The sequence below is a fragment of the Hominimerdicola aceti genome (assembly GCF_025567495.1).
Taxonomy (GTDB): Bacteria; Bacillota; Clostridia; order Oscillospirales; family Ruminococcaceae; genus Hominimerdicola; species Hominimerdicola aceti.
Window position 1 is genome coordinate 134,636 of the sequence record NZ_JAOQJZ010000003.1, and the last position, 24,039, is coordinate 158,674.

Annotated in this window: 20 protein-coding genes and 1 other RNA gene; 13 read left to right on the forward strand and 8 right to left on the reverse strand. The window is 43.5% G+C overall.

All coding sequences use genetic code 11. From position 1 onward, the window contains the following. Positions 1-4 precede the first annotated feature (4 nt). The 8 genes from OCV57_RS04235 to OCV57_RS04270 all read left to right on the forward strand — a co-directional run bounded on the left by OCV57_RS04235 (position 5) and on the right by OCV57_RS04270 (position 7,094). Complete coding sequence (locus OCV57_RS04235; RefSeq protein WP_267300551.1) at positions 5-907, forward strand: ABC transporter permease; 903 nt, start codon at positions 5-7, stop codon at positions 905-907. A gap of 19 nt (positions 908-926) precedes the next feature. Continuing rightward, entirely contained in the window at positions 927-1,928 is a 1,002-nt protein-coding gene (locus OCV57_RS04240; RefSeq protein WP_117923398.1) for an ABC transporter ATP-binding protein, read from the forward strand. Continuing rightward, a complete protein-coding gene (locus OCV57_RS04245; protein WP_117864262.1) occupies positions 1,921-2,916 on the forward strand; it encodes an ABC transporter ATP-binding protein in 996 nt (331 codons plus the stop codon). Before OCV57_RS04240 ends, OCV57_RS04245 begins: the two co-directional genes overlap by 8 nt. Positions 2,917-2,948: 32 nt before the next feature. After that, positions 2,949-4,121 (forward strand): ABC transporter substrate-binding protein, encoded by a 1,173-nt coding sequence (locus OCV57_RS04250; protein WP_267300554.1) that lies wholly within the window; start codon positions 2,949-2,951, stop codon positions 4,119-4,121. Between the two features lie 3 nt (positions 4,122-4,124). Next, a complete protein-coding gene (locus tag OCV57_RS04255) occupies positions 4,125-4,571 on the forward strand; it encodes a periplasmic substrate-binding domain-containing protein (protein ID WP_267300555.1) in 447 nt (148 codons plus the stop codon). 78 nt (positions 4,572-4,649) lie between these two features. Further along, positions 4,650-6,311 (forward strand): ammonium transporter, encoded by a 1,662-nt coding sequence (locus tag OCV57_RS04260; RefSeq protein ID WP_267300556.1) that lies wholly within the window; start codon positions 4,650-4,652, stop codon positions 6,309-6,311. Between the two features lie 29 nt (positions 6,312-6,340). Next, on the forward strand, positions 6,341-6,538 hold the full coding sequence (locus OCV57_RS04265) for a MerR family DNA-binding transcriptional regulator (RefSeq protein WP_267300557.1): 198 nt from the start codon (positions 6,341-6,343) through the stop codon (positions 6,536-6,538). Continuing rightward, on the forward strand, positions 6,486-7,094 hold the full coding sequence (locus OCV57_RS04270; RefSeq protein WP_267300558.1) for a hypothetical protein: 609 nt from the start codon (positions 6,486-6,488) through the stop codon (positions 7,092-7,094). The genes OCV57_RS04265 and OCV57_RS04270 overlap by 53 nt, the downstream gene beginning before the upstream one ends. Here the strand turns inward: OCV57_RS04270 and OCV57_RS04275 are convergent. From OCV57_RS04275 to OCV57_RS04290, 4 genes are all read right to left on the reverse strand, one after another. After that, on the reverse strand, positions 7,069-7,344 hold the full coding sequence (locus OCV57_RS04275) for a hypothetical protein (protein ID WP_117859521.1): 276 nt from the start codon (positions 7,342-7,344) through the stop codon (positions 7,069-7,071). The genes OCV57_RS04270 and OCV57_RS04275 overlap by 26 nt on opposite strands. A 103-nt stretch (positions 7,345-7,447) precedes the next feature. Then, complete coding sequence (locus OCV57_RS04280) at positions 7,448-10,177, reverse strand: glycosyl hydrolase (protein WP_267300559.1); 2,730 nt, start codon at positions 10,175-10,177, stop codon at positions 7,448-7,450. A 138-nt stretch (positions 10,178-10,315) separates the two neighbouring features. After that, positions 10,316-11,092, reverse strand: a complete 777-nt coding sequence (locus tag OCV57_RS04285; protein ID WP_267300560.1) for a hypothetical protein — start codon at positions 11,090-11,092, stop codon at positions 10,316-10,318. A 12-nt stretch (positions 11,093-11,104) separates the two neighbouring features. Then, entirely contained in the window at positions 11,105-11,329 is a 225-nt protein-coding gene (locus tag OCV57_RS04290) for a hypothetical protein (protein ID WP_267300561.1), read from the reverse strand. Between the two features lie 154 nt (positions 11,330-11,483). Here OCV57_RS04290 and rnpB point away from each other — a divergent pair. From rnpB to OCV57_RS04305, 3 genes are all read left to right on the forward strand, one after another. Next, positions 11,484-11,830: RNase P RNA component class A (rnpB, locus tag OCV57_RS04295), an RNA gene on the forward strand. 180 nt (positions 11,831-12,010) lie between these two features. Further along, positions 12,011-14,173 (forward strand): putative bifunctional diguanylate cyclase/phosphodiesterase, encoded by a 2,163-nt coding sequence (locus tag OCV57_RS04300; RefSeq protein ID WP_267300562.1) that lies wholly within the window; start codon positions 12,011-12,013, stop codon positions 14,171-14,173. A 211-nt stretch (positions 14,174-14,384) separates the two neighbouring features. Next, positions 14,385-16,334, forward strand: coding sequence for a cellulase family glycosylhydrolase (locus OCV57_RS04305; RefSeq protein ID WP_267300563.1), 1,950 nt, complete (start codon positions 14,385-14,387; stop codon positions 16,332-16,334). A gap of 61 nt (positions 16,335-16,395) precedes the next feature. Here the strand turns inward: OCV57_RS04305 and OCV57_RS04310 are convergent, their stop codons facing one another. Together OCV57_RS04310 and OCV57_RS04315 are read right to left on the reverse strand one after the other, a co-directional pair. Next, positions 16,396-17,265: a DegV family protein gene (locus OCV57_RS04310; RefSeq protein WP_267300565.1), complete on the reverse strand. Its 870-nt coding sequence runs from the start codon at positions 17,263-17,265 to the stop codon at positions 16,396-16,398. Between the two features lie 99 nt (positions 17,266-17,364). After that, positions 17,365-19,719 (reverse strand): ATP-dependent Clp protease ATP-binding subunit, encoded by a 2,355-nt coding sequence (locus OCV57_RS04315; protein ID WP_267300566.1) that lies wholly within the window; start codon positions 19,717-19,719, stop codon positions 17,365-17,367. Between the two features lie 231 nt (positions 19,720-19,950). Between OCV57_RS04315 and OCV57_RS04320 the strand changes: the two genes are divergently transcribed. Further along, entirely contained in the window at positions 19,951-20,106 is a 156-nt protein-coding gene (locus OCV57_RS04320; protein WP_181982793.1) for a hypothetical protein, read from the forward strand. Positions 20,107-20,155: 49 nt separating this feature from the next. Here OCV57_RS04320 and pap read toward each other — a convergent pair whose 3' ends face one another. Further along, a complete protein-coding gene (gene pap / locus OCV57_RS04325) occupies positions 20,156-21,667 on the reverse strand; it encodes a polyphosphate:AMP phosphotransferase (protein ID WP_267300567.1) in 1,512 nt (503 codons plus the stop codon). A gap of 197 nt (positions 21,668-21,864) precedes the next feature. On the opposite strand from pap, the gene OCV57_RS04330 reads away from it, so the two are divergent. Beyond that, positions 21,865-22,899 (forward strand): hypothetical protein, encoded by a 1,035-nt coding sequence (locus OCV57_RS04330; RefSeq protein ID WP_117923386.1) that lies wholly within the window; start codon positions 21,865-21,867, stop codon positions 22,897-22,899. A gap of 101 nt (positions 22,900-23,000) precedes the next feature. On the opposite strand, the gene OCV57_RS04335 is transcribed toward OCV57_RS04330, so the two are convergent. Continuing rightward, a complete protein-coding gene (locus OCV57_RS04335) occupies positions 23,001-23,981 on the reverse strand; it encodes a M15 family metallopeptidase (protein WP_243271198.1) in 981 nt (326 codons plus the stop codon). Positions 23,982-24,039: the final 58 nt, after the last annotated feature.

Below are 24,039 nucleotides of genomic sequence, written 5' to 3' on the forward strand. Positions count from 1 at the left end.
GATAATGGCTAAACGTTCAAAGGTGGGAAAGTTTTTTACTCCAAAAACGGTTATTTCAGACATAGTGATACTTATAGCAATAGCTGTTGCTATTGGTGCAAATGTCATTGTTCCTTATGATCCAAATGAAGTTGATCCACGATCCTGTTTTCTTCCTGCTTTCTCAAAAGGACATATTTTAGGAACGGACAAGCTTGGACGTGACCTTTTATCAAGGCTTATAATGGGTGCAAAAAGCTCTATGCTCAATGCTTTCCTCATAGTTGCCTTTGAGGTGGTCATCGGCGTACCTATCGGTCTTATATGCGGATATTACGGAGGAAAGATCGACGCAGTTATAATGAGAATCTGGGACGTTGTCTGTTCAATACCGTCTCTGCTTCTTTCATTCATACTTATCGCAATTTTCGGCAGAGGAAATTTCACAGGCGTTATGTCCATTGGTATCGCATTTATACCGCTGACAGCAAAAATGGCGCGTTCGCTTATCATAACGGAAAAGAAAGCGGTTTATGTTGAAGCCTGCAAGTCAATGGGATATTCGGATATGAAGATAATCTTTTTTCACATTCTTCCAAATGTTATCACCACAATGATCGCTCAGTTCACAATGGATATCGGTGCGGCTATAGTAGCGATGGCAACTCTCAGCTATTTAGGTCTTGGTATTCAGCCGCCTGACGCAGATTGGGGAACTCTTCTTGAAAATGGTATGCAGAATTTCTATAACAATTATGTGCTTCTTGCTGCCCCTGCAATAATTATAATGCTTGTGACCGTAGCGGTTAATATTTTCAGCGACTGTATTCAAGAGTATATCGATCCGTCGCAGAGAAAGCTTCCGACATTCAAACAGTATGAAAAGAGACTTATCCATATCCAGCGCCGTCAAAAGGCAGCAATATAAAAAGTAAGTAGGTGTTCTTATGAACGAGCATAATGTAATTGAAATAAAAGATCTGTCTGTAGATTTTATGACGGTCAGAGGTATAGTTTACGCTGTTCAGGGAGTAGACCTTAGCGTAAAGGAGGGCGAGATCCATGGCGTTGTGGGTGAAAGCGGCTGTGGAAAGAGCGTTTCCACTAAATCTATTATGCGGCTCCATGATGAAAAGCATACGAGATATTCGGGCCAGATCCTTTTCAAGAACGGCGAGGGCAAAGAAGTTGATGTGCTTTCGCTGTCGGAGAAGCAGATGCAGACTATTCAGGGAAAAGATATTGCAATGATATTTCAGGACCCTATGACATCTCTTGACCCAATAATGAAAGCAGGCGAGCAGATCGCTGAGCTTGTGCGCAAAAAGTTGAAAATGAAAAAGTCAGAGGCAAAGGAATATGTGCTTACTTTGTTTGAAAAAGTAGGAATACTTCCTGCTGAACAGCGGTATGAACAGTATCCATTTGAAATGAGTGGAGGAATGCTCCAAAGAGTAATGATAGCAATGGCGCTCTCCTGTAAACCTAGACTTCTTATAGCGGATGAGCCGACAACAGCTCTTGATGTTACGATACAAGCACAGATACTCAAACTTATCAAGGAACTTGCGGCAGAAAATAACACCTCGGTAATATTTATCACTCATAACCTTGGAGTTGTGGCTGAAATATGTGACAGCATTTCAGTAATGTATGCTGGAAGGATATGCGAAACGGGTTCTGTGCTTGATATTTTTGATAATGCGGCTCACCCATACACAAGGGCGCTTCTGAACAGCAATCCTAAAGAGGCTGATACAGGAAAGTATATGGCAACTATCCCTGGAGCGCCGCCGCTTTTGTATAACAAGTTCACTCATTGTCCGTTTGCGGAGAGATGTGATAAATGTATGGATAAATGCCGCAAAGAATTTCCAACGCTGAAAACTATCAGGGCAGGTCACGAAGCATCGTGCTTCCTGTCGGACGGAGGTGAAAAGAATGGCTGAAAATATTCTTGAGGTAAGACACTTGAAGAAATGGTTCAAGATCGGAAATCCCGCGATCAAAAAGGTTGGTGTAAGCTACCTCCATGCCTGCGATGATGTCAGCTTTGAAATAAGAAAAGGCGAGATATTTGGCATTATCGGAGAGAGCGGATCAGGAAAATCGACGATAGGCAAATGCGTTCTTAATCTGCAGAGCAGCGATTCTGGTGAGATAGTTTTCGACGGACAGGATATTTTCGGATATTCGCAGAAGAAAATGAAGCTACTGAGAAAGGATATGCAAATGGTCTTTCAAAATCCGCTTGCATCTTTCAACCCAAAGAAGCGGCTTGGAAAGACGTTTGCGGAATATGGAAAGTTTCTGGACATGACCGATGAACAGTATCAGAATAGGATGAAGGGGCTTTTAAAGTATATCAAGCTTTCTGATGATGTACTTTCAAGACTGCCAAAGGAACTCTCTGGAGGTCAGCTTCAGCGTCTTGCCATTGCAAGGGCGCTGATGTCAGAGCCAAAGTTTGTGTTGGCTGACGAGCCTGTTTCGGCACTTGATGTTTCTGTTCAAGCTCAGATACTTAATCTGATGATAGACCTTAAAGAAAATCTTGGTCAGACTATGCTTTTTATTTCACATGACTTGAATGTTGTCCGTCATCTTTGTGACAGAGTAGCTGTTGTGTATCTTGGCGTTATCGTTGAAATGGGTCCTATAGATGAGGTGTATTCAAACGTTATGCACCCATATACGCAGGCGCTTATTTCGGCAAAGCCAAAGGAACATCCGCTTCAGCAAAAGGAGCAGATAATCCTTAAAGGTGATATCCCTACTGCCATAGACGTGCCTGAGGGTTGTCGGTTTGCTTCAAGGTGCAGCCGTTACAAGCATGGTTTGTGCGACCACAGAACACCAAAACTCAAGGATATGGGCAACGGACACTTTGTTGCCTGCCATTATCCAAAAGGTCATAACTCTGATGAAGAGGATTGATATAGAAGTTTATATGAAAAGGAGAATTTATCATGAAAAACTACAGGAAACTTTTAGCAGGTTCGTTGGCGTTGTTTCTCGCTGTAGGTATCACAGGCTGTAGCAATACTTCAGGAGGCGGAACAGGTGTTGCAAATGAAGACGGACTTGTTGTTTTGAATGTTGCGTCAACAGGTCAGCCTGTATCCTTTGATCCTGCTGACGCAAACCTTGTTGTAAATGAATACACCGAGTATGATTGCTACGATACGCTCCTTGATTTTAATCAGGACGGCACAGATGTTGTACCTGCACTTGCAGAAAGCTGGGAACAGGTGGACGATCTTACATATACTTATAAGATCCGTGAGGGTGTAAAGTTCTCCGACGGCTCCGATCTTACAATGGACGATGTGTTGTATTCTCTAAATCGTGTGCGTGAGGACGCTTATGGAATGAGCTATCTTTTTGAGCACGTCGACAGCTTTGAGGTAGATGAGAAAACAAGAACGCTCACTGTTCACCTTACTCAGCCTGACAGCACATGGAAGTATGTTCCTGCAACAACGCCATGTCAGATCTTGAAGAAGTCTGTTGTGGAAGCTGAAGGTGACGCTTATGGAACAAATGAAGGCTCAGTAGTGGGTACAGGTCCATATAAGTTCGTATCATGGGCTGCTGACTCACAGATAGTTCTTGAGAAGAATGAATATTGGTGGGGCGGTGCAGATAATCTTGCTATCGACAAGATCAACTTCTATGTTATGAAAGACGCCAGCACTATCGCATTGGCAGTAAAGTCAGGAACTATCGATTTTGCACCTGGAATTACAAATGATGTTCTTCCGACTTACGAGTCGCTGAGTAATTATAATATCATTCACGATTTTGAGACTTCTACGGTTTTTGTCGCCTTAAACACACAGGTTGCACCGTTTGATGATGTTAACGCAAGAAAGGCGCTTGCTTACTGTATAGACTCTTCCCTTGTTCAGCAATCCATTGGCGGAGGGTATTCGGCAAAGCTTGATGTTACTTGTTTATCCGATAATATGTATTATATGGATCCTGACAAGTGGCACACTGCAGTGGGCGAAATTGAGGATTACACAGTTCAGGATTATGATAAGGCAAAGGAGTATCTTGCTAAGTCAAAGTATCCTGACGGATTTGAGTTCGATTTTTACACTTTATCTGCCAATGTTCCGGAAGCTGAGCTTATTTAATCTATGGTTGGTGAGATCGGTATCAAAATGAATATCAAGGAGATACTTTCAGCAGATATGTTCAGCTATTTGTACGGCTTTAATGAAGATGAAAACGGCAACAGACCATATCAGGCGTTTGGCTCTAGCTGGGTATCTGACTATCTCGACCCTGTGGGCAATCTGAAAACAATGTTCCACAGCTCAAATACAGTGCCTGGATGTGCAAATCAGGCAATGTGGAAGAATGCAGACTTTGACGCACTTATTGATAAATCTTACGAAACAACTGACGATAGTAAGAGAGTGGAATACTTTATTGAAGCTTCAAAGATAGCTGCTGATGATTGTGCTTATATCCCACTTTATGTGCCCGAGTCGGTTTACGCTGTCAGCGATAAGTTTACATTTACTCCAAGTCCTCAGTCATTCTGGAACTTCTCTTATACTGATTTTCAGGTAAACAAATGATCTGAACAATTAAAATAATACACGCTGCGGCATTTATAATACTATGCCGCAGTGATGTTATATGAAAGGATTGATCTTATGATTATGTCAGCGGATACGATCTGGATTGCCATATGCACCGTGCTTGTGTTTTTTATGCAGACGGGATTTGCAATGCTTGAAACAGGCTTTACAAGAAAGAAAAATTCCTGTAATGTTATCATGAAAAACATTATGGATTTTGCGGTCGGCTCGATCTTTTATTGGATCTTGGGATTTGGCATAATGTTTGGTGCAACAACAGGCGTTGTGGGCGTGATAGATCTTTTCTCTAATGGCGATTGTTCGGCTGCTTCACAAACTATTCCGCAGCCTGTATTTATGGCGTGGCAGTTAGTTTTCTGTGCAACGTCTGCTACTATAGTTTCAGGTGCTATGGCCGAAAGAACTGCATTCAAGTCATATCTTATTTATTCCGCAGTTATGAGTGCAGTTGTTTATCCTATAAGCGGCTGTTGGATATGGAACGCCAATGGCTGGCTTGCTCAGCTTGGTTTCCATGATTTTGCGGGCGGAACTGCCGTACATCTCTTGGGAGGTTCTGCTGCTTTTGCAGGCGCAGCCGTGCTAGGCGCACGAATCGGCAAATATGACAAAAAGAAAAAGTCAAGGGCTATACTGGGTCAGAACATACCTTTGGCGGCTCTTGGAGCGTTTATCCTGTGGGTAAGCTGGTTTGGCTTTAACGGCGGCTCGGTAGTGACTTCCGAAAGCGGATTTGACCTTGTAGCTATCGGCAGTGTGTTTATGAACACTATACTTTCTTCATCAGCATGTGCCGTATCTGCAATGATAATTACATGGGTAAGATACGGAAAATCAGACATAACGATGACCTTAAACGGCATTGTGGCAGGTCTTGTTGCCGTCACAGCCGGAGCAGATCAGCTTCCGCACTATGCAGCGCTTCTCGTGGGCGTAGGTGCAGCTTTTGTTATGATCTATGGCATTGAGTTTATTGACCATATCTGCAAGGTGGACGACCCTGTTGGCGCAATATCAGTTCATGGCCTTTGCGGAGCTTTTGGCACAATAATGACAGGAGTATTTTCAGTAGAAAAGGGCGTTATCTATACAGGTAGATTTAACTTTCTTGGCGTGCAGCTAATTGGCGTTTTGTCTGTTGCGGTATACGGATTAGCTGCAATGACGCTACTTTTCGTTATACTTAAGCATACGGTAGGTATCAGAGTTTCTGAAAAGGCTGAGATAATGGGTCTTGACCGCTCAGAGCATGGTTGGCAGAGCAATGTGACAGATGATCTTATTTCAGATCTGTCGGACGGAAATGCCAAGAGTGTTACACAGATAGATCTCTCAAAGCCTATAGATCGTTCAGCGTATAAAGCTGACGGAAAGATACGCAAGGTAGTTATACTTATGAACAGCTCGAAATTTGAGTCGCTGAAAGACGCACTTGACGAGATAGATATAACCGGTATGACCGTAACAAATGTCAATGGCTGCGGAATACAAAAGGGCAGCACCGATTATTATCGTGGCTCGGAAGCAAAGTCACATCTGCTCTCGAAGATAAAGGTCGAGATCGTTATCAGTACAGTTCCACTTGGACTTTTGGTAGACACGGTAAAGCGTGTGCTGTACAGCGGCAATATCGGAGACGGAAAGATCTTTGTATATGAGGTCGAAAATGTAATTAAGATCAGAACTGATGAAGAGGGCAAAATGGCGCTTGAATAGCAGTTTGCTGACGAAAAGGGGTATTCATTATGAACCAGGAACAAAAAAAGAAATATCTTTCCATAAAAGAAATGGGTCAAAAGCGAGGTGTTTCTTCAAAAACACTGCGGTATTACGATAGTATTGGGATCTTCAAGGCTGATTATGTTGACCCTGATACAGGGTACAGATACTATGATCCACAGCAATATGAAAAAATCTGTGGATATGCTGAAAGAACACTATAAGCTTCTTGAAGAGGAGATACGTAGCAAACAAAGGCTGGCGGAGACTATCAAAGAAAAAATAGATTTCGTTGATAAGGTTATCGACAATAATATCGAGCTGGAGAAGTTTTCTTTTGAGGATTTTCCAGAGCGATTTATCATATCACAGCTCAATAAATCTGATAAAAGTGGTGAATCCGTTGCACTTGAATTTATGCACCTTGAAAGTCATCTTCACGAAACTGCGCCGATCTTGGCTTCAGACCGAATAGGCTTTTATATGGATTTTGATGATATTTCCGAGATGGAAAATATGGATAATTGGCACACCATGATAATGTGCAGTGAAGAAATGAAGAATTCAAGACATTTCTGTGTGCTCCCTGCGGGAAAATATCTATGTGCGTATTTTAAGGATTATACCGCTGATAGGGATTTATTCATAAAAATGTTTTTGGAATACGTCAAGTTTAACGACATAAAATTGAAAGGAATAATGATACAGCAATTTAAAATAGATGTAACTGTTACTGACGATCCGAAAGAGACAATCATTGAATTTCAGGCACTTGTTTGAATTTGTCTGAAAATGTTCTTGATAGCTGTTTCGGCCAAATATAAAACAAAGCCTTCTGAGCATTGTGGCTCAGGGGGCTTTGTTTTTCTGCTATTTTATCTGCCTTATCATCAGTCTTCCTTAATATCGCAGGCAGTGAAGTACGAAACGTCAGACAAACATATTTTATTAGCTTTTCTCTGTGCATTGTTTCCACTACTTTGATTTTGAATTCCGGTGTGTATCTTTTGTTCGGCTTTCCTTTTGGCATAAAAATGCCCCTTTTGTTAGATCTTTTATTGGTATATTTCTATTATACCACATTGTCTAACAAAAGGGGAGCATTTCAAATTTCGCTAGGAGTGCTTTTGTGTTTATTTTTTGGTAGTCACGCTCTTTGAAACCGACCATGCACCGTAATATTTTGTGCCGTTCACTGCCGTGTAGGAACGGACACGAACGTAATATTTCTTGTTGCCTCTAAGTTTGGAAATTGTGGTCTTGTCGGTCTTGTTGTTTTTTATGGTGACTTTCTTTGCGTTTGTAAACTTGGAGTTAGTCGCATACTGTATCTCATAGCCCGTTGCAGAGCCTTTTTGCGCCCAATCCACGAAAAATGCTTTGGATTTAGACGTAAGCTTTTGTATCTCCTGTTTGGCAGGGTTTATGGTAAAAGTCTTTGTGATAATGCCACCATATTTGCCTTTGCCTGTTATCTTGACAATTGCCTTGCCGATTTTTTTGTTGTTTGAGTAGGAAGTTGTGTAATCAGTTCCGTTTTTCAGGGCAGTGCCGTTGTATTTCACAGTAATGTTCTGCGTTATAGCCTTGCCTGTGTATGCCTTGGTGGAAATGCCAGAAACGGAAGCTTTGGTGATATCATATTTTGCGGTCTTTATGCTTTTTATGTCAGACCATGGACCATAATAAGTCTTGCTTCCAACGTTTGTGTAGGAACGCACACGGACGTAGTATGTCTTATCGGCTGTCAGACCACTTATTGTCAGGTTATCTGGCTTGTTGGCAGTGAGGTGTTTGGAAGCCGCACCGCTCATGTTTACACTGGTGGAATACTGAATGTCATAGCCTGTAGCAGAGCCTTTCTGCGCCCAATCCACAAAGAAGCCTTTGTATCTTGTTTCAAGCTTTTGTATGGTCTGCTCGGCAGGGATAATGTCAAAGCCTGCGGAATAACTGCCGTAGTAGTTGCCCATGCCTGAGATAGTGATGTTAGCGTGACCGATTTTAACATTGTTCGTGACTATCACACGATAGTCGATGTTCTGACGGAGAATTTTGCTTCCGTCCTTAACAGTAACTGTCGGAATAATTGCACTGCCTGTATACTGTGCAGTGCTTGCATAGGAATAGCCTGATGTTGGAAGCTTTTTTGTGGTGACCTTTACAGTGCAGACGGCAGACCTTCCGTTAGGCAGGGAGGCTGTTATCTTTGCTGTGCCTTTGCCCGTGGCGGTCACAACACCGTCTTTTACTGTGGCAACGGCTGTGTTGGAGCTTTTCCATGTTACTGTCTGAGGGGTGCCTGAGGTCACGCTGGCTTTTAGGGTAATGCTGTCGCCGTATGTGACTTCTTTTGACGTGGAGTCAAGAGTTATCTGTGTATTGTCACTGCTGATAGGATAGCTTTTCAGGTCGGGCAGACTTGAAAGTGTCACAGCATAGTCGCTGTTATAGACCTTTTGCCACATACTTTTCTCGGTATATTTCTCAGAGCTTGATATGCAAAACTCACCGCTCCATGTGCCGAAATATGACCATGCGGTGTTTGCATCAAAGGCTTTGTCAAGGTCGAAAAGACAGCCGTTTTCTGTAAGGGCAACTATTTTTCCGTTTGGTGAATAGTCTGTGGCTTCAAGATATTTTGAGCTTTGGGCTGAATAATCTCTTGTGCCTGGGTAGATATCCTCTCCGATTATGTCAACATATTCGTCGCCAGGATACCAATTTGCCGCCTGACCATTCCATACCCATATGATATTGTCAAGCTTGTATTCATTCGTGAGCTTGTCATATATTGCCTGCCAAAGCTTTTTGTAGGCTTCCGAGCCATCTGCACCCCACCAGAACCAACCACCGCTTGCCTCGTGGAGCGGTCTGAACAGTACCGGAACGTCTGCGTCAGAAAGACGTTTGAGTTGTTTGGCAATCTCGTCAACGTCGCTCATAAGAGTGTTGTAGCCCTTAGGGTCTGAGCCGTTCATTATTTTGGTAAGCGAGAACTTTGAGCGGTCAACGTTTTTGGTGTAAAAACCACCCCACCAACGTGGATTTCCGCCGTCTGTACCTGAGAGAAGATATTTGTCAGGGACGTTCCAATGCCAGCAGAATGTTACTATTCCACCTGCCCGTGAGAACTCGATAGCCTTTTCGACAGCGTCGGAGGTGTCACCATTCTGGACACGGCATGGAGTATAGCGCATAAAGTCAAGACCCAACATAGCAGGGGTCTGACCAGTGGCGGACTTTATAGCTTTGAACTCAGTGCCGTTAAGACCACCGTCGCAATACTGTCCTGTTATGACCTTTTTGCCGTAAACGTCTTTCATATAGCTGTAAAGGCGCTGTGTGCTTTGTGAAGCGTATGGGTCAACGAGATTTTCAGCGGCGGTGTAGGCATTTGAAACGCTCATTTTTTCAATGGTTATGTAGTCGAGAGTAAAATATCCCCACGACATTGTTATTTTGACAGTGTTCTGACCCTTTTTGAGATAAATACCATTCACTGTGGACGCTTTATAGGCAGAGCCGTTTGCACTGCTGAAAGTGCCTGCATTTGAGCCGTTTACAGAAAGGTTGTTTATCTTATTCGAGCCTTCTCCGCGGCTGTAAAGCTTTATTTTGTAGTATCCGCTTTCGCTGACTGTAACAGTCTGTGACCATGTGCAGCTTGAGTCTGAAAAACGAACTGACCTAGAGCCTGATGCGGAGCTGTCTGTTTGGATATAGGCAGAGCCACCTAAAGTGCCGTTTTCGGCTTCGTATTTAAGCGTCTGCTGTGCAAAAACAGAAAGCTGAGCCGAGCCTGTGGTGAGCATTGCCACACTTAAAAATGCGGCTGCGACCTTTTTGATATTGAAATTCATAGATGTTTTTTCCTTGTTATATTATTTACTGATAAAGCTAAGAGCTTAAAAGCATACATTTATTTTAGCATAATTTTTGTGGATTGTAAACAATATATCAAGGCTAATTATAAGATGATTTGTAAACTTTAATTTTGCTTATTTCATCAGCCAAATTTCGCAGACGTATTCGGAAGTGGATGAATAATCACTGTTAGGTTTTAGCTGGCTACGACACATATCATATATTGCGCAGCCGAAATATTTGTAATCCAGTCTTTGGGAATAAACTGTAAGGTCGCCTTCGTCATCAGTGAAAAGCTCGTTTGAAAAATTTACTTTTTTGGCATACTCAAATACTTCATCATAGCTTTTACAGCAGTTCATTACATAGCTTACCCTTATAAATTCACTGTCTGAGGGAAGTCCAACGTCGCTGAGGTTGCTTTTTAGCTTATCCAATGTTATTTCATTGCAAGTATCGATCTCGCCTTCACTTTCCACATAAGTCAATGTTTCAAGACTTATTGACAGCAGACTGTCAAGCTGTCCGCAGACCCTCAGAGGTGCATAGCCTCTGCTTTCACGTTTTTTATTTATTTTGTCTACCAGTATTCTGCTCAGCTCATTTGCTCCGTCCTCGGAAAAATATGACGGCTCAGGCTCGGCTGGAGATGTGTTATCCTCCTGCTGTGCTTCATTTGGCTGATAGTCATTTTGCTCTTCGGGCTGTACTTGAATAACTTCTTGTTCTACGGGTAAAGCGGCTGCTGTGGTCGTGGTGCCTGCTGTGCCTGTGGAAGCCTGCCTAATACCGCCTGAAATTATGTCTATCTCATCTGCCGTTGGTGCAGGTGCGGTGGTGGTAGTAGGTACAGTTGTTGTGGCGGCAGTCGTTGTCTGCGGTATGGTCGTTACAGTGGCAGAAGTTGTCACAGCTTTTGCAGGCTAAGGTGTTTTAGTTTCTACGGCATTGTTTTTCTTGCTGACAACGGCAAGCACTGACGATGCGGCTATGATAGCGACTGCAACACAAACCATAGGTATGGCTCTTTTGCGTGACGTATTTACCTTTATAAGTATTTCTTTACGCTCGTTGACGATGGACATACAGGCAAAGCAGAAAGTAGAATCATCGTGAAGCTCGCTGCCACAGTGAGGACAAATTCTCATTTTTTACGCTCCCTTGATTTGGTTATTTTAATTCTATCACATTTTTTGTAAATTGTAAATATGTTTGAGACGTTTTGCATGATTTTTAAGAATGCTCACTGTCTATGCAGGCTTTTATTTGACATTTCGTCATTCATGTGATATAATCATACTGTGAGCGAGCTATGCGATAGCGTAAACGTTCTAGGTTTATGAGGAAAGTCCGAGCATCATAGAGCAGGATAGCTGATAACGTCAGCCGAGGGTGACCTTAGAGCCAGTGCAACAGAAATATACCGCCAACTTTTGTTGGTAAGGGTGGAAAGGTGGGGTAAAAGCCCACCAGAATGGCGGAGACGTCATTGCTATGTAAACCTTATCCGATGCAACACCAATGGTAGCTTGCAAGTCAATGGCTGCTCGTCAGACTTGGGGCTATAGGTGGCTAGAGCTGTGCGGCAACGTACAGTCCAGATAGATTATCGCACTCGACAAAACTCGGCTTATCGGTTCGGTCACATTTGCTCCGTCAGTTAAACTTTTTTTAAGCTTAACTACGGGGCTTGTTTTTTAATAATATATAAATTTGGTCATTTGTTTTGTGCATTATAAATAAATTTCTATAATTCCCCTTGTGATTTTACAGAAAATATGTTATAATAATGCTAGACGTATTTATATAAGCAGAGGAGGGCTGTTTGTATGGAAATACCAGCTAAGACCTATAACGAAAAGTTCGAGAGCTTTTTGAAAATACTTGAAAGCGATGACAGATTTGATAATGTGTGCAAGAATTTTCTCGAAAGTATTTGCTCTGCACTTTATGTCAATGCGGCTACGGTAACAGTTTCAGGCTATGAAAATTCAGAACCTTTGAGTTATGAATTGATCGCTGATACACATAAATATACTGTATTTGCTTTTGATAAAGAATTTAATAGAAATAGATACAATGCAATGAAAAAAGCACTTATGCAAACTGGTATCCACGTTGCGGATAAGGCTCATCCGAATGGAGATGCGGAGGAAATATCCCTGCGTGGTGTGGTGTATCCTTGTTCACTCACTTGTGCTGTCAAGGATACCAATAAGTATGTTGCATATTTCAATCTTTTGTCCTTTGATCCTGAGAGAGTATGGTCCCCTGAGGAAATACAGCTAGCCTCACGTCTGACATATATACTTTCCGGCATGCTCCATACTAGGAGAGCGGCTGAACATGCTGAAAGCACTACTCGCACGCTTACTGACGTTATGGATAATATGAATTCCTATGTGCTTGCAGTGGCACAGGACAGTGGTGAGATAGTTTTTGCCAGCAAGAGCTTTGAACAGTATTTGGGGAAACTGGTCGGCAAAAAGGAAAGTGACGTTTTCAGCAAGACTTGGTGTGAGCTTCCTACTCATAAGGAAGGAATGCTTTTTGGAGGAGATTATTATTCCGAGATCATGAACAAATGGTTCAATGTGTCGGAAAAACTCATAAAATGGCATGACGGCAGAACTATCAGACTTTGCACACTTAATGATATCTCAGAAAAAATAAATTATGAGAGGGTCATCGAAAAGCAGGTCTTTTACGATAATCTCACAGGTCTTCCTAACAGATTAAGTCTTGATAAGAGTATACAGGGCATTATTGAAAGCGATGAGAACAGTACTGTTATGCTCATTGACCTTGATAATTTCAAAAACATAAATGACAGCTATGGTCACAATAATGGTGACCGACTTCTTAAAGAGATAGGTAATTTTTTTGAGGATTTTGCCCAGAAGAATAAAAAGCTGAGCGTTTTTAGATTTGGCAGCGATGAGTTCGTTGTGCTTCTGAGAGATCAGGATCAGGCCGAGATCGACGAGATATGCAAGATCATACATGATAAGTTCAACACAGAGTGGCAGATAGCTAACAGCACTTGCTATTGCACTTGTTCAATGGGCGTTGCGAAGTTCCCAAAGCTTGACGATACTGTAAACACGGTTCTTAAAAGGATCGACCTTGCCATTTCATATGCGAAAAAGCAGGGCAAGAATTGCACTATAAATTATAACGAAACTATCGGCAGGATACTTTCAAGGCAGATCGACCTTGAAAGGCTCATGCACAGGGATATCACAAACGGCTTTGCACATTTCACGGCGTACTATCAGCCTATATTCAGCAGCTCCGAAAAGAAGCTTGTGGGCTGTGAAGCGCTTATGAGGTGGAATCCACCTGAGTTCGGTCAGGTTTCCCCTGCCGAATTTATCCCTATGGCGGAAAGGCTTGGCTATATCAATCTATTGGGCGAGAACATAATAAGGATCACTGGCAGACAGTGCAAAAAGTGGGCTGACGCAGGGCTTGATTTGAGAATGAACATCAATCTGTCTGTAGGTCAGATAATTGAGCCTGATTTCCTTGACAAGATAGACACACTTTTTGACGAAACAGGCGCACCCCCTGAGAAGATATGTTTTGAGGTCACAGAAAGTCTTGCTATCCATGATATGGAAAAGATGAAGGAGCTTTTGAAGCATATAACAGACAAGGGCGTTAAGATAGCACTGGACGATTTCGGAACGGGATATTCTTCGCTTAACTGCATAAAGGAAATGCCGCTGAATACCATTAAAATAGACAAGTCGTTTATTGATGATATTGCAAAAAATCCTGACACTGCGGTGTTTGTTAAAATGATAGTTAATCTTTCTCACGACCTGCATATAGCAGTTTGTGCAGAGGGCGTTGAGGAACAGGTGCAGTTCGATATCCTGAGAGATCTGGAAACTGACGTTATACAAGGCTATTATTTCGGCAGACCTATGCCGTCAGACAAGTTTGAGGAGAAGTTCCTTAGCGAGAAACTGAAAATAAACAAATAGATATCGTTATCATTGCTACATTTACTGAAAATAATGTATTTTTTATGGGGTGGTAATATGTATTTGATTATTGCTATATTGGCATTACCTGTTTTGGTGATATTAAAAACGGCAAAGAAATCGAAGTGACACTGACCGTCGGGCGTGTAACCCGACGGTTTTATGTAATATGGTAAGATGATAATATTAAAAAGTAAAAAGGGGAAAGCTTATGAGTGATGAGAAAAAAGACGTAAACAGCCAGCAGGAGAATGTGGGCAAAAAGGGCATAAATAAAAAGCTTATTATCGCTTTTGCAGGCATGGGCGCTGTTATAGTGGGGCTTGTTATTGCACTGATACTGGTGGCAACATCAGGTAAAAAAGACGTGGACAGCTCGGCTTCAAAGGCGGAGAGCAGTTCTGCGGTGGCTTCAGAAACCGATGACACCAGTGAGGAGGACTCTGTGGCTGATGAAAACGAGGACGAGCCTGATGGTGAGGAGGAGGAAAGCAAGGACGATAAAAAGGAAAAGGGCTTTATCATCTCCTATTCAGGGGACAACAGTTGGCAGGACGGCGACAAGGTCATGACGGGCATGGAGATAGGCATTGAGAACAACTCCGATGAAGCCCTCAAGGAGTGGACGCTGGAGCTTGAAATAGACCAGCTCAAAAGCTGTGACGGCTGGAACGGCAACTTTAAGGTCAAGGGCAACAAACTCACGGTCACGAATGTTGATTACAATGGCGAGATCGCAAAGGGCGGTTCGACCTCTATCGGCTGTAATATCGGAACTGGAACAAAGCTCAATGTTAAGTCTGCAAAGCTAAACGGTGTGGAGTGTACTGTTAAAAAGGGCAAGGTATCACAGAATAATAACAATAACAACAATAATCAGAATAATGACAAAAAGACCACGGAAAAGGACGTTAAAAAGCTTCTAAAGCGTACCTCAAAGGCTAAACAGGGTGATGATTGGCTTCACACAGACGGAAGCAAGATACTTGATAAGGACGGCAAAGAGGTTTGGCTCACGGGCGTGAACTGGTTTGGCTACAACACAGGCACTAACACATTTGACGGACTTTGGAACAGCGAGCTTGTGACATCGGTGGAGGCTATTGCAGACCACGGTTTCAATCTTATAAGAGTGCCTATGTCAGCGGAGCTTATCAACCAGTGGTCGGAGGGCGAATATCCAAAGGCGAACTACAATAACGCATACAATGAAGAGCTGAACTCTATGAACAGCCTTGAGATATTTGATTATTTTCTCAAGCTTGCGGAGGAAAACGGTCTTAAAGTAATGCCTGATATCCATTCCGCGGAAACCAATGCCAGCGGTCATACTGTAAATCTGTGGTATACTGACAAGGTCACTGTAAAGGACTATTACCATGCTTTGGAGTGGCTTGCCGACAGATATAAGGACAATGACACTATCGTTGCATTTGACCTGAAAAACGAGCCTCACGGCAAGCCTAACGAGGGTGACGCTGCGGCAATATGGAATGATTCAAAGGACGCAAACAACTGGAAGTATGTGGCTGAAACGGCAGCGAGCAAGGTGCTTGCGAAAAATCCTAATGTGCTTATAATGGTCGAGGGTATCGAAATATACCCTAAGAACATCAAGAAAAACGGGGATTATTCCTCCACCAACAGTGATGATTACTATTTCAACTGGTGGGGCGGAAATCTCAGGGGCGTAAAGGACTATCCTATCGACCTTGGCAAATATCAGGATAAGCTTGTTTACTCGCCGCACGACTATGGTCCGACAGTTTATCAGCAGCCTTGGTTCGAGGGGGACTACACATACAAGAGCCTTATGAAAGATTGCTGGAAAGACAACTGGTTCTACATTCAGGAGCAGGATATCGCACCGCTTCTTATAGGCGAGTGGGGCGGCTTTATGACAGAGCCTAACCTAACTTGGATGACTTACATGAGAAAGCTCATAAAGGACAATCATGTAAATCACACTTTCTGGTGCTTCAATGCAAACTCAGGTGACACGGGCGGACTTGTAAAGGACGATTTTGTTACATGGGACGAGGAAAAGTATGATTTTGTCAAGGAAGTTCTTTGGCAGGAGGGAGGCAAGTTCGTTGGACTTGACCACGCTATCCCGCTTGGAGATAATGGTATAACTTTGAAAAAGGCAAAGGGTCTTTGATGTCACATATAAAAATAGCGGACGAAGTTTTCGGGCTTCGTCCGCTTTTGTATTGTATTTTTTATCGCTGGTCGCCCATAAAGAACAGAGCGAGAGTTCCAGGTCCTGAGTGTGAGCCTATAACAGCACCTGTGTAGCAGATATGCACAGTGGTCTTCTTGCCAAGCTTTTTTCGCATAAGGTCGGCTGCATATTCTGCGTCTGAAAGGCAGTCGCCATGGCAGACGGCTACTGTGGAATTATCCCAATTTCCCATGCGTTCGCACATCATATCCGCAAGCTTTTCAATGGATTGCTTTCTGCCTCGTATCTTTCCAACTGGGATAAGATGTCCCTCGTTGTCAACGTGGAGAAGCGGTTTAATGCCAAGAATAGAGCCTGCTATGGCGGCAGTCTTTGATACTCTGCCACCTCGGTGGAGATATTTCAGGTCATCAACTGTGAAAACATGGCACAGGTGAAGCCTGTTGTCAGTGATCCACTGGGCAAGCTCGTCAATGGAAAGACCCTGCTTTTTCTTTTCGTCAGCCTTTATGAGCAAAAGACCCTCGCCTGTTGAAGCACAGAGGGAGTCTATGCAGATTATCTTGCCTTCTGGGTATTTTTCCATTACGCTATCTCTTGCAATGCAGGAAGTGTTGAAGCTGCCGCTAAGACCTGACGAAAATCCAAGATAAAGCACGTCATAGCCTGCGGCAAGTTCCTTTTCAAAAGCCTGTTCATAGTCGGAGATACCTATTTGCGATGTTTTCGTTACTGCTCCGTTTCGCATTTGGGAATAAAATTCAGGCAGCGTCATGTCATTCTTGCTCTTTACAACACCGTTTACTTCAAAAGATAAGTCCAGAAGCGTCACGTCCATATTTTTTAATATATCCTCCGACAGATCGCAGGTGGAGTCGGAATATAGCTTGTATTTTCTGTCAGACATTTTTATCCTCCTTTTGCCGCTTGGGCAACAATATATAAAACATTATAACATATGGGCGGGCTTTTGTAAAATATCCCTCAACTATACTTTGTAAAATTTCTATGAACACAGTTGCCTGCGGCGCTGTGCGACAGTTAATGTGTTTTCAGATACGCAAACAGAAAAGTCACGGCAGGCGGAGGAGATAAGCATATCGCTTATGCGATTTTCTATGAGGGCGGTAATTATGTGGCGTATCTCTCGTGCAGAGCCGCTTTTTGAAAGTGCCTGCTTTGCGATAAAAGGGTAGACCTCTGGCTGACAGGCGAGTGTACAGCCAAGTTCAGAGAGCCTTTTTTCAAGAGCGTATATTTCAAGGCGTGTAATGTTTTCCATATCGGAAAGGGTAAGATCGTTAAAAACAATCACCTCATCTATCCTGCCTAAAAGCTCGGGAGACATAAAGCTTTTAAGTTCTGAGAGCATGGCTTTTTTCTTGGCTTCGCCATTTGACTTGCTGTTTGAAAAGCCCACGGTCTTGGTTTCGGCAAGTTTTTTCACGCCGATATTCGAGGTCATTATTATAAGGACATTGGAGAAAGAAACTGTCCTGCCAGCGGAGTCGGTAAGACAGCCGTCCTCTAGTATCTGCAAAAGCAGATTGTAGATGTCAGGGTGAGCCTTTTCTATTTCGTCAAGAAGAAGCACACAGTAGGGCTTGCGTCGAATTTGTTCGGTGAGCCTGCCACCCTCGTCAAAGCCTACATATCCAGGGGGCGAGCCTATGAGCTTTGAAACGCTGTGGCGTTCCATGTATTCTGACATATCAAGCTTTACAATGGCATTATCTCTGCCAAAAAGCGTTTTGGCAAGATCTTTTGCAAGCTGGCTCTTGCCCACTCCCGTTGACCCCAAGAAAATAAAGCTTCCCATGGGTCGGTCGCTGCCCTTTAGTCCTGCACGACAGCGGCGGACGGCAGAGCAGAGTGACTTTATAGCCGTCTGCTGTCCCACAATGCTTTCGCTTAGCTTATCTTCAAGCCCTGTGAGCCTTGCGGCTTCGTCCTGTCCGATATCAGCGCAGTTTATGCCAGTGAGCGATGAAATAACGCTGTCAATGTGCCTTTTTTCAAGTGGTATGCGCTTTGGGCGGCACTCTGTTATGGCGGTGAGATATTCGTCACGGGTGAGCTTGCCTTTCACATAATCGTTGAAAGCGTCTGATATTTTCTCACCAGAATTGTTTTCGCTTTGCTCTATGACCGCACAGGCACAGGCTTCGTCAAGGATATCAATTGCTTTGTCAGGAAAAAATCTGTCGGTGACATACCTTGCGGCAAGCTTAACTGCATATGGGATAAGGTCAGGGGAGATGTCAACGCTGTGGTGCTGTTCATATTTGTCTATAAGACCGCTGAGGATACGGCAGGTCTGGCTTTGATTAGGCTCATCTATCTTCACTTTCTGAAAGCGTCGCTCCATAGCTGAGTCTTTTTCAATATTTTTGCGGTATTCCTCAAAAGTCGTTGCGCCTATGAGCTGTAGACCGCCCCTTGCAAGCTGTGGCTTCAGGATATTTGCCGCGTCTATTGCACCCTCTGCCGCTCCTGCACCCATTATGTTGTGAAGCTCATCAATGAAAAGTATCACATTTCCAGCTTTTGCGGCTTCGTCCATACAGCTTTTCAATCGCTCCTCGAAGTCACCACGATATTTTGCTCCTGCAAGGAGGGCAGTTATATCAAGGGAGAAGATTCGCTTTGAGGATAACGCAGACGGCACTTCTCCAAGCATGATCTTTCTCGCAAGCCCCTCCACAACAGCGGTCTTTCCCACACCTGCCTCACCTACAAGGCAGGGATTGTTCTTTGTGCGGCGGCAGAGTATCTCCATGATACGTTCTGTTTCAGCTTCTCTGCCTATGCAGGGGTCGAATTTTTCGCACTCGCTTTTGCGTGTAAGCTCTCTGCCGTAGCGTTCAAGGGTCTTTAGCTTGGGATAATTTCTGTCTGAAAAAATATTAGGCTCGTTGCCTGACAATGAGCAATCGTTGTACATCTTGTTGCAGTTCACCCCTAACTGCTGCAATATCTCAAAGGCACAGCAATCACTGCGGCGGAGTATCATAGCAAGAATGTATTCCGTTCCTGCGATACCGCCACCCATGCTCTCGCACAGCCTTTTTGCGCCTTTTAAAACAGCGGCAGCGTTAGGAGTGATGTCATTTTTCGTAAGACGGCATGGCGTGCCTCTGCCTATGATGTATTCTATCTGCTCCTCTATCCTTTGAGCCGTGACCTCGTGGCGCAGAAGCACTGCACAGGCTGTGGAGTCCTCCTCATAGGCGGCAGAGAGCAGGATATGCTCAGTGCCGATATAAGTATGCCCCCAGCTTCCTGCCAGAGTGACGGCATTTTTCACAAGCTCTCTTGCTCTTGGTGTAAAGCTGTTGCTATCAAAAAACTGTTCGTTCATAAAATTCACCCCTTAAAATGTTTAAGACAAAGCTTTGTCTTAGCTACATTCTTGACAGTTTTGCGTCTTGTTATTCTCGCATTTTTATCGCTTTTATATTCTTATGCACAGGACAAATTCTCCTTGCAGATTTTTTTGTAACACATTTTTCTCTGCGTCATAAACTGTAATATAAAGCAACGGAGCAAAGCTTCAGCTTTATAAATCTTAATAAAAAAGGAGATTTCATTTATGAACGGTTGTGGATTTGGCGGTTGTTGGTGGATCATTATCCTTATTCTCATATTCTGCTGTGGCTGCGGCGGTTACGGAAATGGCTGTGGCGGTTGTGGAAACGGCTGCGGTGGTTGTGGCTGCGACAATGGTTGCGGCGGCTGCGGATGCTGATCTGACGGCAAATAAAAGACGGCGGAGCATTACGCTTCGCCGCTTTTTTTTATTTATCTTCTTTTTCCAAACGCTTTTCAAGGCGTTTCACAATAGTTTTCAGTGCTTTTATGCGGGCATATTTTTTATCGTTGCCCTCAAGTATCGTCCATGGTGCTATATCTGTGGAGGTAAGTGTTATCATGCGGTCAACATATTTCTCATAGGTGTCCCACTTTTCACGGTTGCGCCAATCCTCATCGGTTATCTTCCAACGCTTTTCAGGTGTGTTCTCACGCTCGTTAAAACGGCGGAGCTGTTCGTCTTTATCTACATTGACCCAGAATTTTATTATCTCTGCGCCCCAAGCATGAAGCTGGCTTTCAAACTCGTTTATCTCACGATAAGCCATGTTCACACGTTCTTCGGGGGTGAGCTTTTCGATAGGCTCGACCATTACTCTGCCATACCATGTGCGGTCAAAGATAGTAAAGTGACCATTCTTTTCAAGACGTGTCCAGAAACGCCACAGATAGTGCCTTGCAAGCTCTGACGGTTCGGGTGCAGCGATAGGGTGAACTTCATAGCCCCTTGGATCAAGGGCAGCCGCAATGCGCTTGATATTTCCGCCTTTTCCTGCTGCATCCCAGCCTTCATAGCATATTATAACAGGTATCTTCTTCTGATAGCAGAGATTTTGCAGCTTGAAAAGCTTGTCCTGATATTTTTTCAGCTTTTTCTCATATTCCGCTTCGTCAAGGGACTTGTTCATATCCACTTCTGCAAGAGCAGGCATTTCAATAGTTTTATATTCAGGATAATTGTATCCGCAGGTGTCGAACTGTGGTTCGGGAATATAATGTTCGCCCTTCTCCTTGGCGGAAACTGCAGTGCTTACTGCCTTTGTGACCGCTGTCAGCACTTCAAGCTCAGCAGAAGCACGTTCATTTGCCCCAACGCAAGTCCACGGAGCAAATGCCGTGTTTGTGCTTTCAAGCATTTTGTCATATCTGCGGAAAAACTTATCGTATTTTTCCATGTTCTTTATATCGTGGCTTTCCACACGCCAGCTTGTAACAGAGGAGTTCTCCAGCTTTTCGATACGCTTTTTCTGCTCGTCTTCGGTAATGTGCAGGAAAATTTTCACGATAACATATCCGTCATCTGTAAGCTGCCTTTCAAAGGTGCAGATATCTTCAAGGCGTGTGTCCCTTGTTTCCTTGTCTATCTCACCGTACATAAAGGCGTTCACAGTGTCACGATACCAGCTTCGGTCGAGGATAAGAAACTCACCCTTTTTTGGCAGGCTTTGCCAATAACGCCACAGCCATGGCATACGCTTTTCCTGCTCATTTGGCGCACGAAATGACACCACCTTGTAAAAACGTGGGTCAAGAGAGCGTATGAGCTTTGCTATCATTGAGCCTTTTCCTGCGGCAGACCAGCCGTCAAATGTGATTATAACAGGCACTCCTGCGGTTTTTATTTTGTTTTCAAGCAGGGTGAGCTGTTCTCTCAGCCCTTTTAGCTGTTCGGATATCTCTGATTTTTCTGTGTTTTTCTGTATGATCTTTTCAAGCATTGCTATCTCTCCTCTTTTCACTAAATTGTTATTATCACAACTTAATTTATTTGATTTATGTATATTATACACAATTTATCTTTAATTGTATATAGACATTTTTCATGAAAATGCTATCTCTTTTTTGTTAATACGGAGTTAATATTATTGGTTTATACTAATATGATATAAAATATCTCGCAAAGGACGGCAGTGATATGTCAAAAAAAGACGAAAAGGACATTAATATATCAAAGCTCGACAAAAGTCTGGAGGGTCAGGGTCTGTTGGAGGACGCTGATGACGCAGAGTATGAGCGCACGCTGGCTCAGCAAAGGCGTGAGGCTGAGGAGCGTGAAAGGCAGGTTTTAGAGCAGGCGGAAGCTGAAAGACGTGAGCGTGAACGTCAGGAAGAAAAGGAACGTGAACGCAGGCTTGCTCAGGAGCGTATCGAGCTTATGAAGCTCAAAAGCGGAGTTATTGACGAAAGCGAGTCTTCCATAAAGGAAGAGCATGACCAGATAAGAGAGCTTCATGGCTTTGAAAAGGTGCAGAATTTCTTTTATCACAACAAGGTGTGGATAATCTTTACAATATTTATCATAGCGGTGGCGGCATTTATTTTTATTGACGCTGCAAGGCGTGAAAAGGCTGACCTGACAGTGCTTATGATCGCAAACAACGGCTTGGAAACACGTCAGGAGGAACTGGAGGAGTTCTTTGAAAAATACACGGACGATCTTGACGGCAATGGTTATGTCCATGTTGAGGTCATTATGATTCCGCTAAATTCTCACAGCGACGATTATCAGCAACAGAACGTGAACAGCACTAAGTTCTTGGCACAGCTTCAGGGGGGCGAGTCTATACTTGTTATAACAGATTCAAACACTGACGAGGAGTTCAAGTCAATAATGACTCCTGAGTTGCCAAAGGAATTTCCAAACAACAAGTATGTTGATGATATGGGCATGAGCTGGAACATGGAGGTCATGGCAAAGGAGCTTAACTTCGAGAATATGCCGAATGATATCCACCTTTCAATGAGAGTGCCAGTTAAGACTTTGGGCGATTCTAAGGAAACTATGCAGGAGAATTATGATAAGGCGTTCAAAGTTTTCAAACGCATAGTTGACGATATGACTGAGAAAGCTGTAGAGGCAGGAGATAAGGGTCTTACAACTGAGCCTGTCCACTATGATGACAGCAGTTTGGAAAGCTCTGATAGCACAGAAAGCTCAGAAAATAAGTAACGGATATTTGGCTGTAGGGGACGGCGTTCTCGACGTCCCGTATGACAAAGTAAAGAATAGCGGACAACCACTTTCCTGTGGCTGTCCGCTTTGTGTTTGTATCAGTATTGATAATCATAATTTGTGTTGTCCTGATAATAGCCGTCCGCCTGACTTGATTGTGTGTCAGAAGTGTTCAGGCTTGAACAGTTCTGATCTTCGGCATATTTGTAATCAGAGGTGACACCAAGATATTCTTCAAGGCAAAGACCGCTCTTTGTTACCGCCTGGGCTTTTTCCTTGCCGAGATAACGGATATGCCACGGCTCATACACATATCCTGTTTTATCCTCTTTTCCCTCAGGGTATCGGATAATAAAGCCGTACTCTGCACAGTGTTCAGCCAGCCAGTTTGCCTCAGGAGTGCCTGCAAAGCTGTCCTCGGTGGTGTTAACATCAAAGGTCAGACCCGTCTGATGTTCTGAATGTCCCGGACGGGAAGATACCTCGTCTGCGGCTTCTGTGCCACGCTCTGCGGCATAGGAGTTATAAAGAGATTCCTGATCCTGATATGAGCGATAGCTTGAATTCACAAAGAGTGTTATGCCGTCCTGAGCCGCTGCAGCTGCCATTTCGTCAAAGGCGTTCTGTGCAATTGTGCTTACGCCCGGTGCATAATCTGATGGCAGGGAGTAGGTCTTGTTTACGATAAGAATGCCGTCAACAAAGGTCATGCCGTTTGACTGCTCTATCTTATGCTTTGTTTCTTCTGCTTTGCTGTTGTCGGAGGTTTTCTTTTTGGTGGTGGTCTTTGCTTCCGCCTGCTTTGTGCTTTCGGTCTGTGATGATGAATCAGCAGCAGGCTTGTTGTCTGACTTTCCACCACAGGCTTTCACTATCACAAAAATTATCACCAAAAGAATTGCTATGGCAATGATACGGTTTTTCATAACACGCCTGTGTTCTCTTGCGCGCCTTTCGGCACGGCGTTTTTCCATTTCAATGCGCATTCTTTCGTATTCTTCATCACGATAAGCGCTGTATTCGTCAGGCTGGCCATTAGTGCCTTGGGATAAATTCTCGTTATTAGTCTGATTATTCATAAATATCCTCTTTTTTGTAATTCGCTTTTTACGTTTTGTGTTGCCTTTATTATATCAC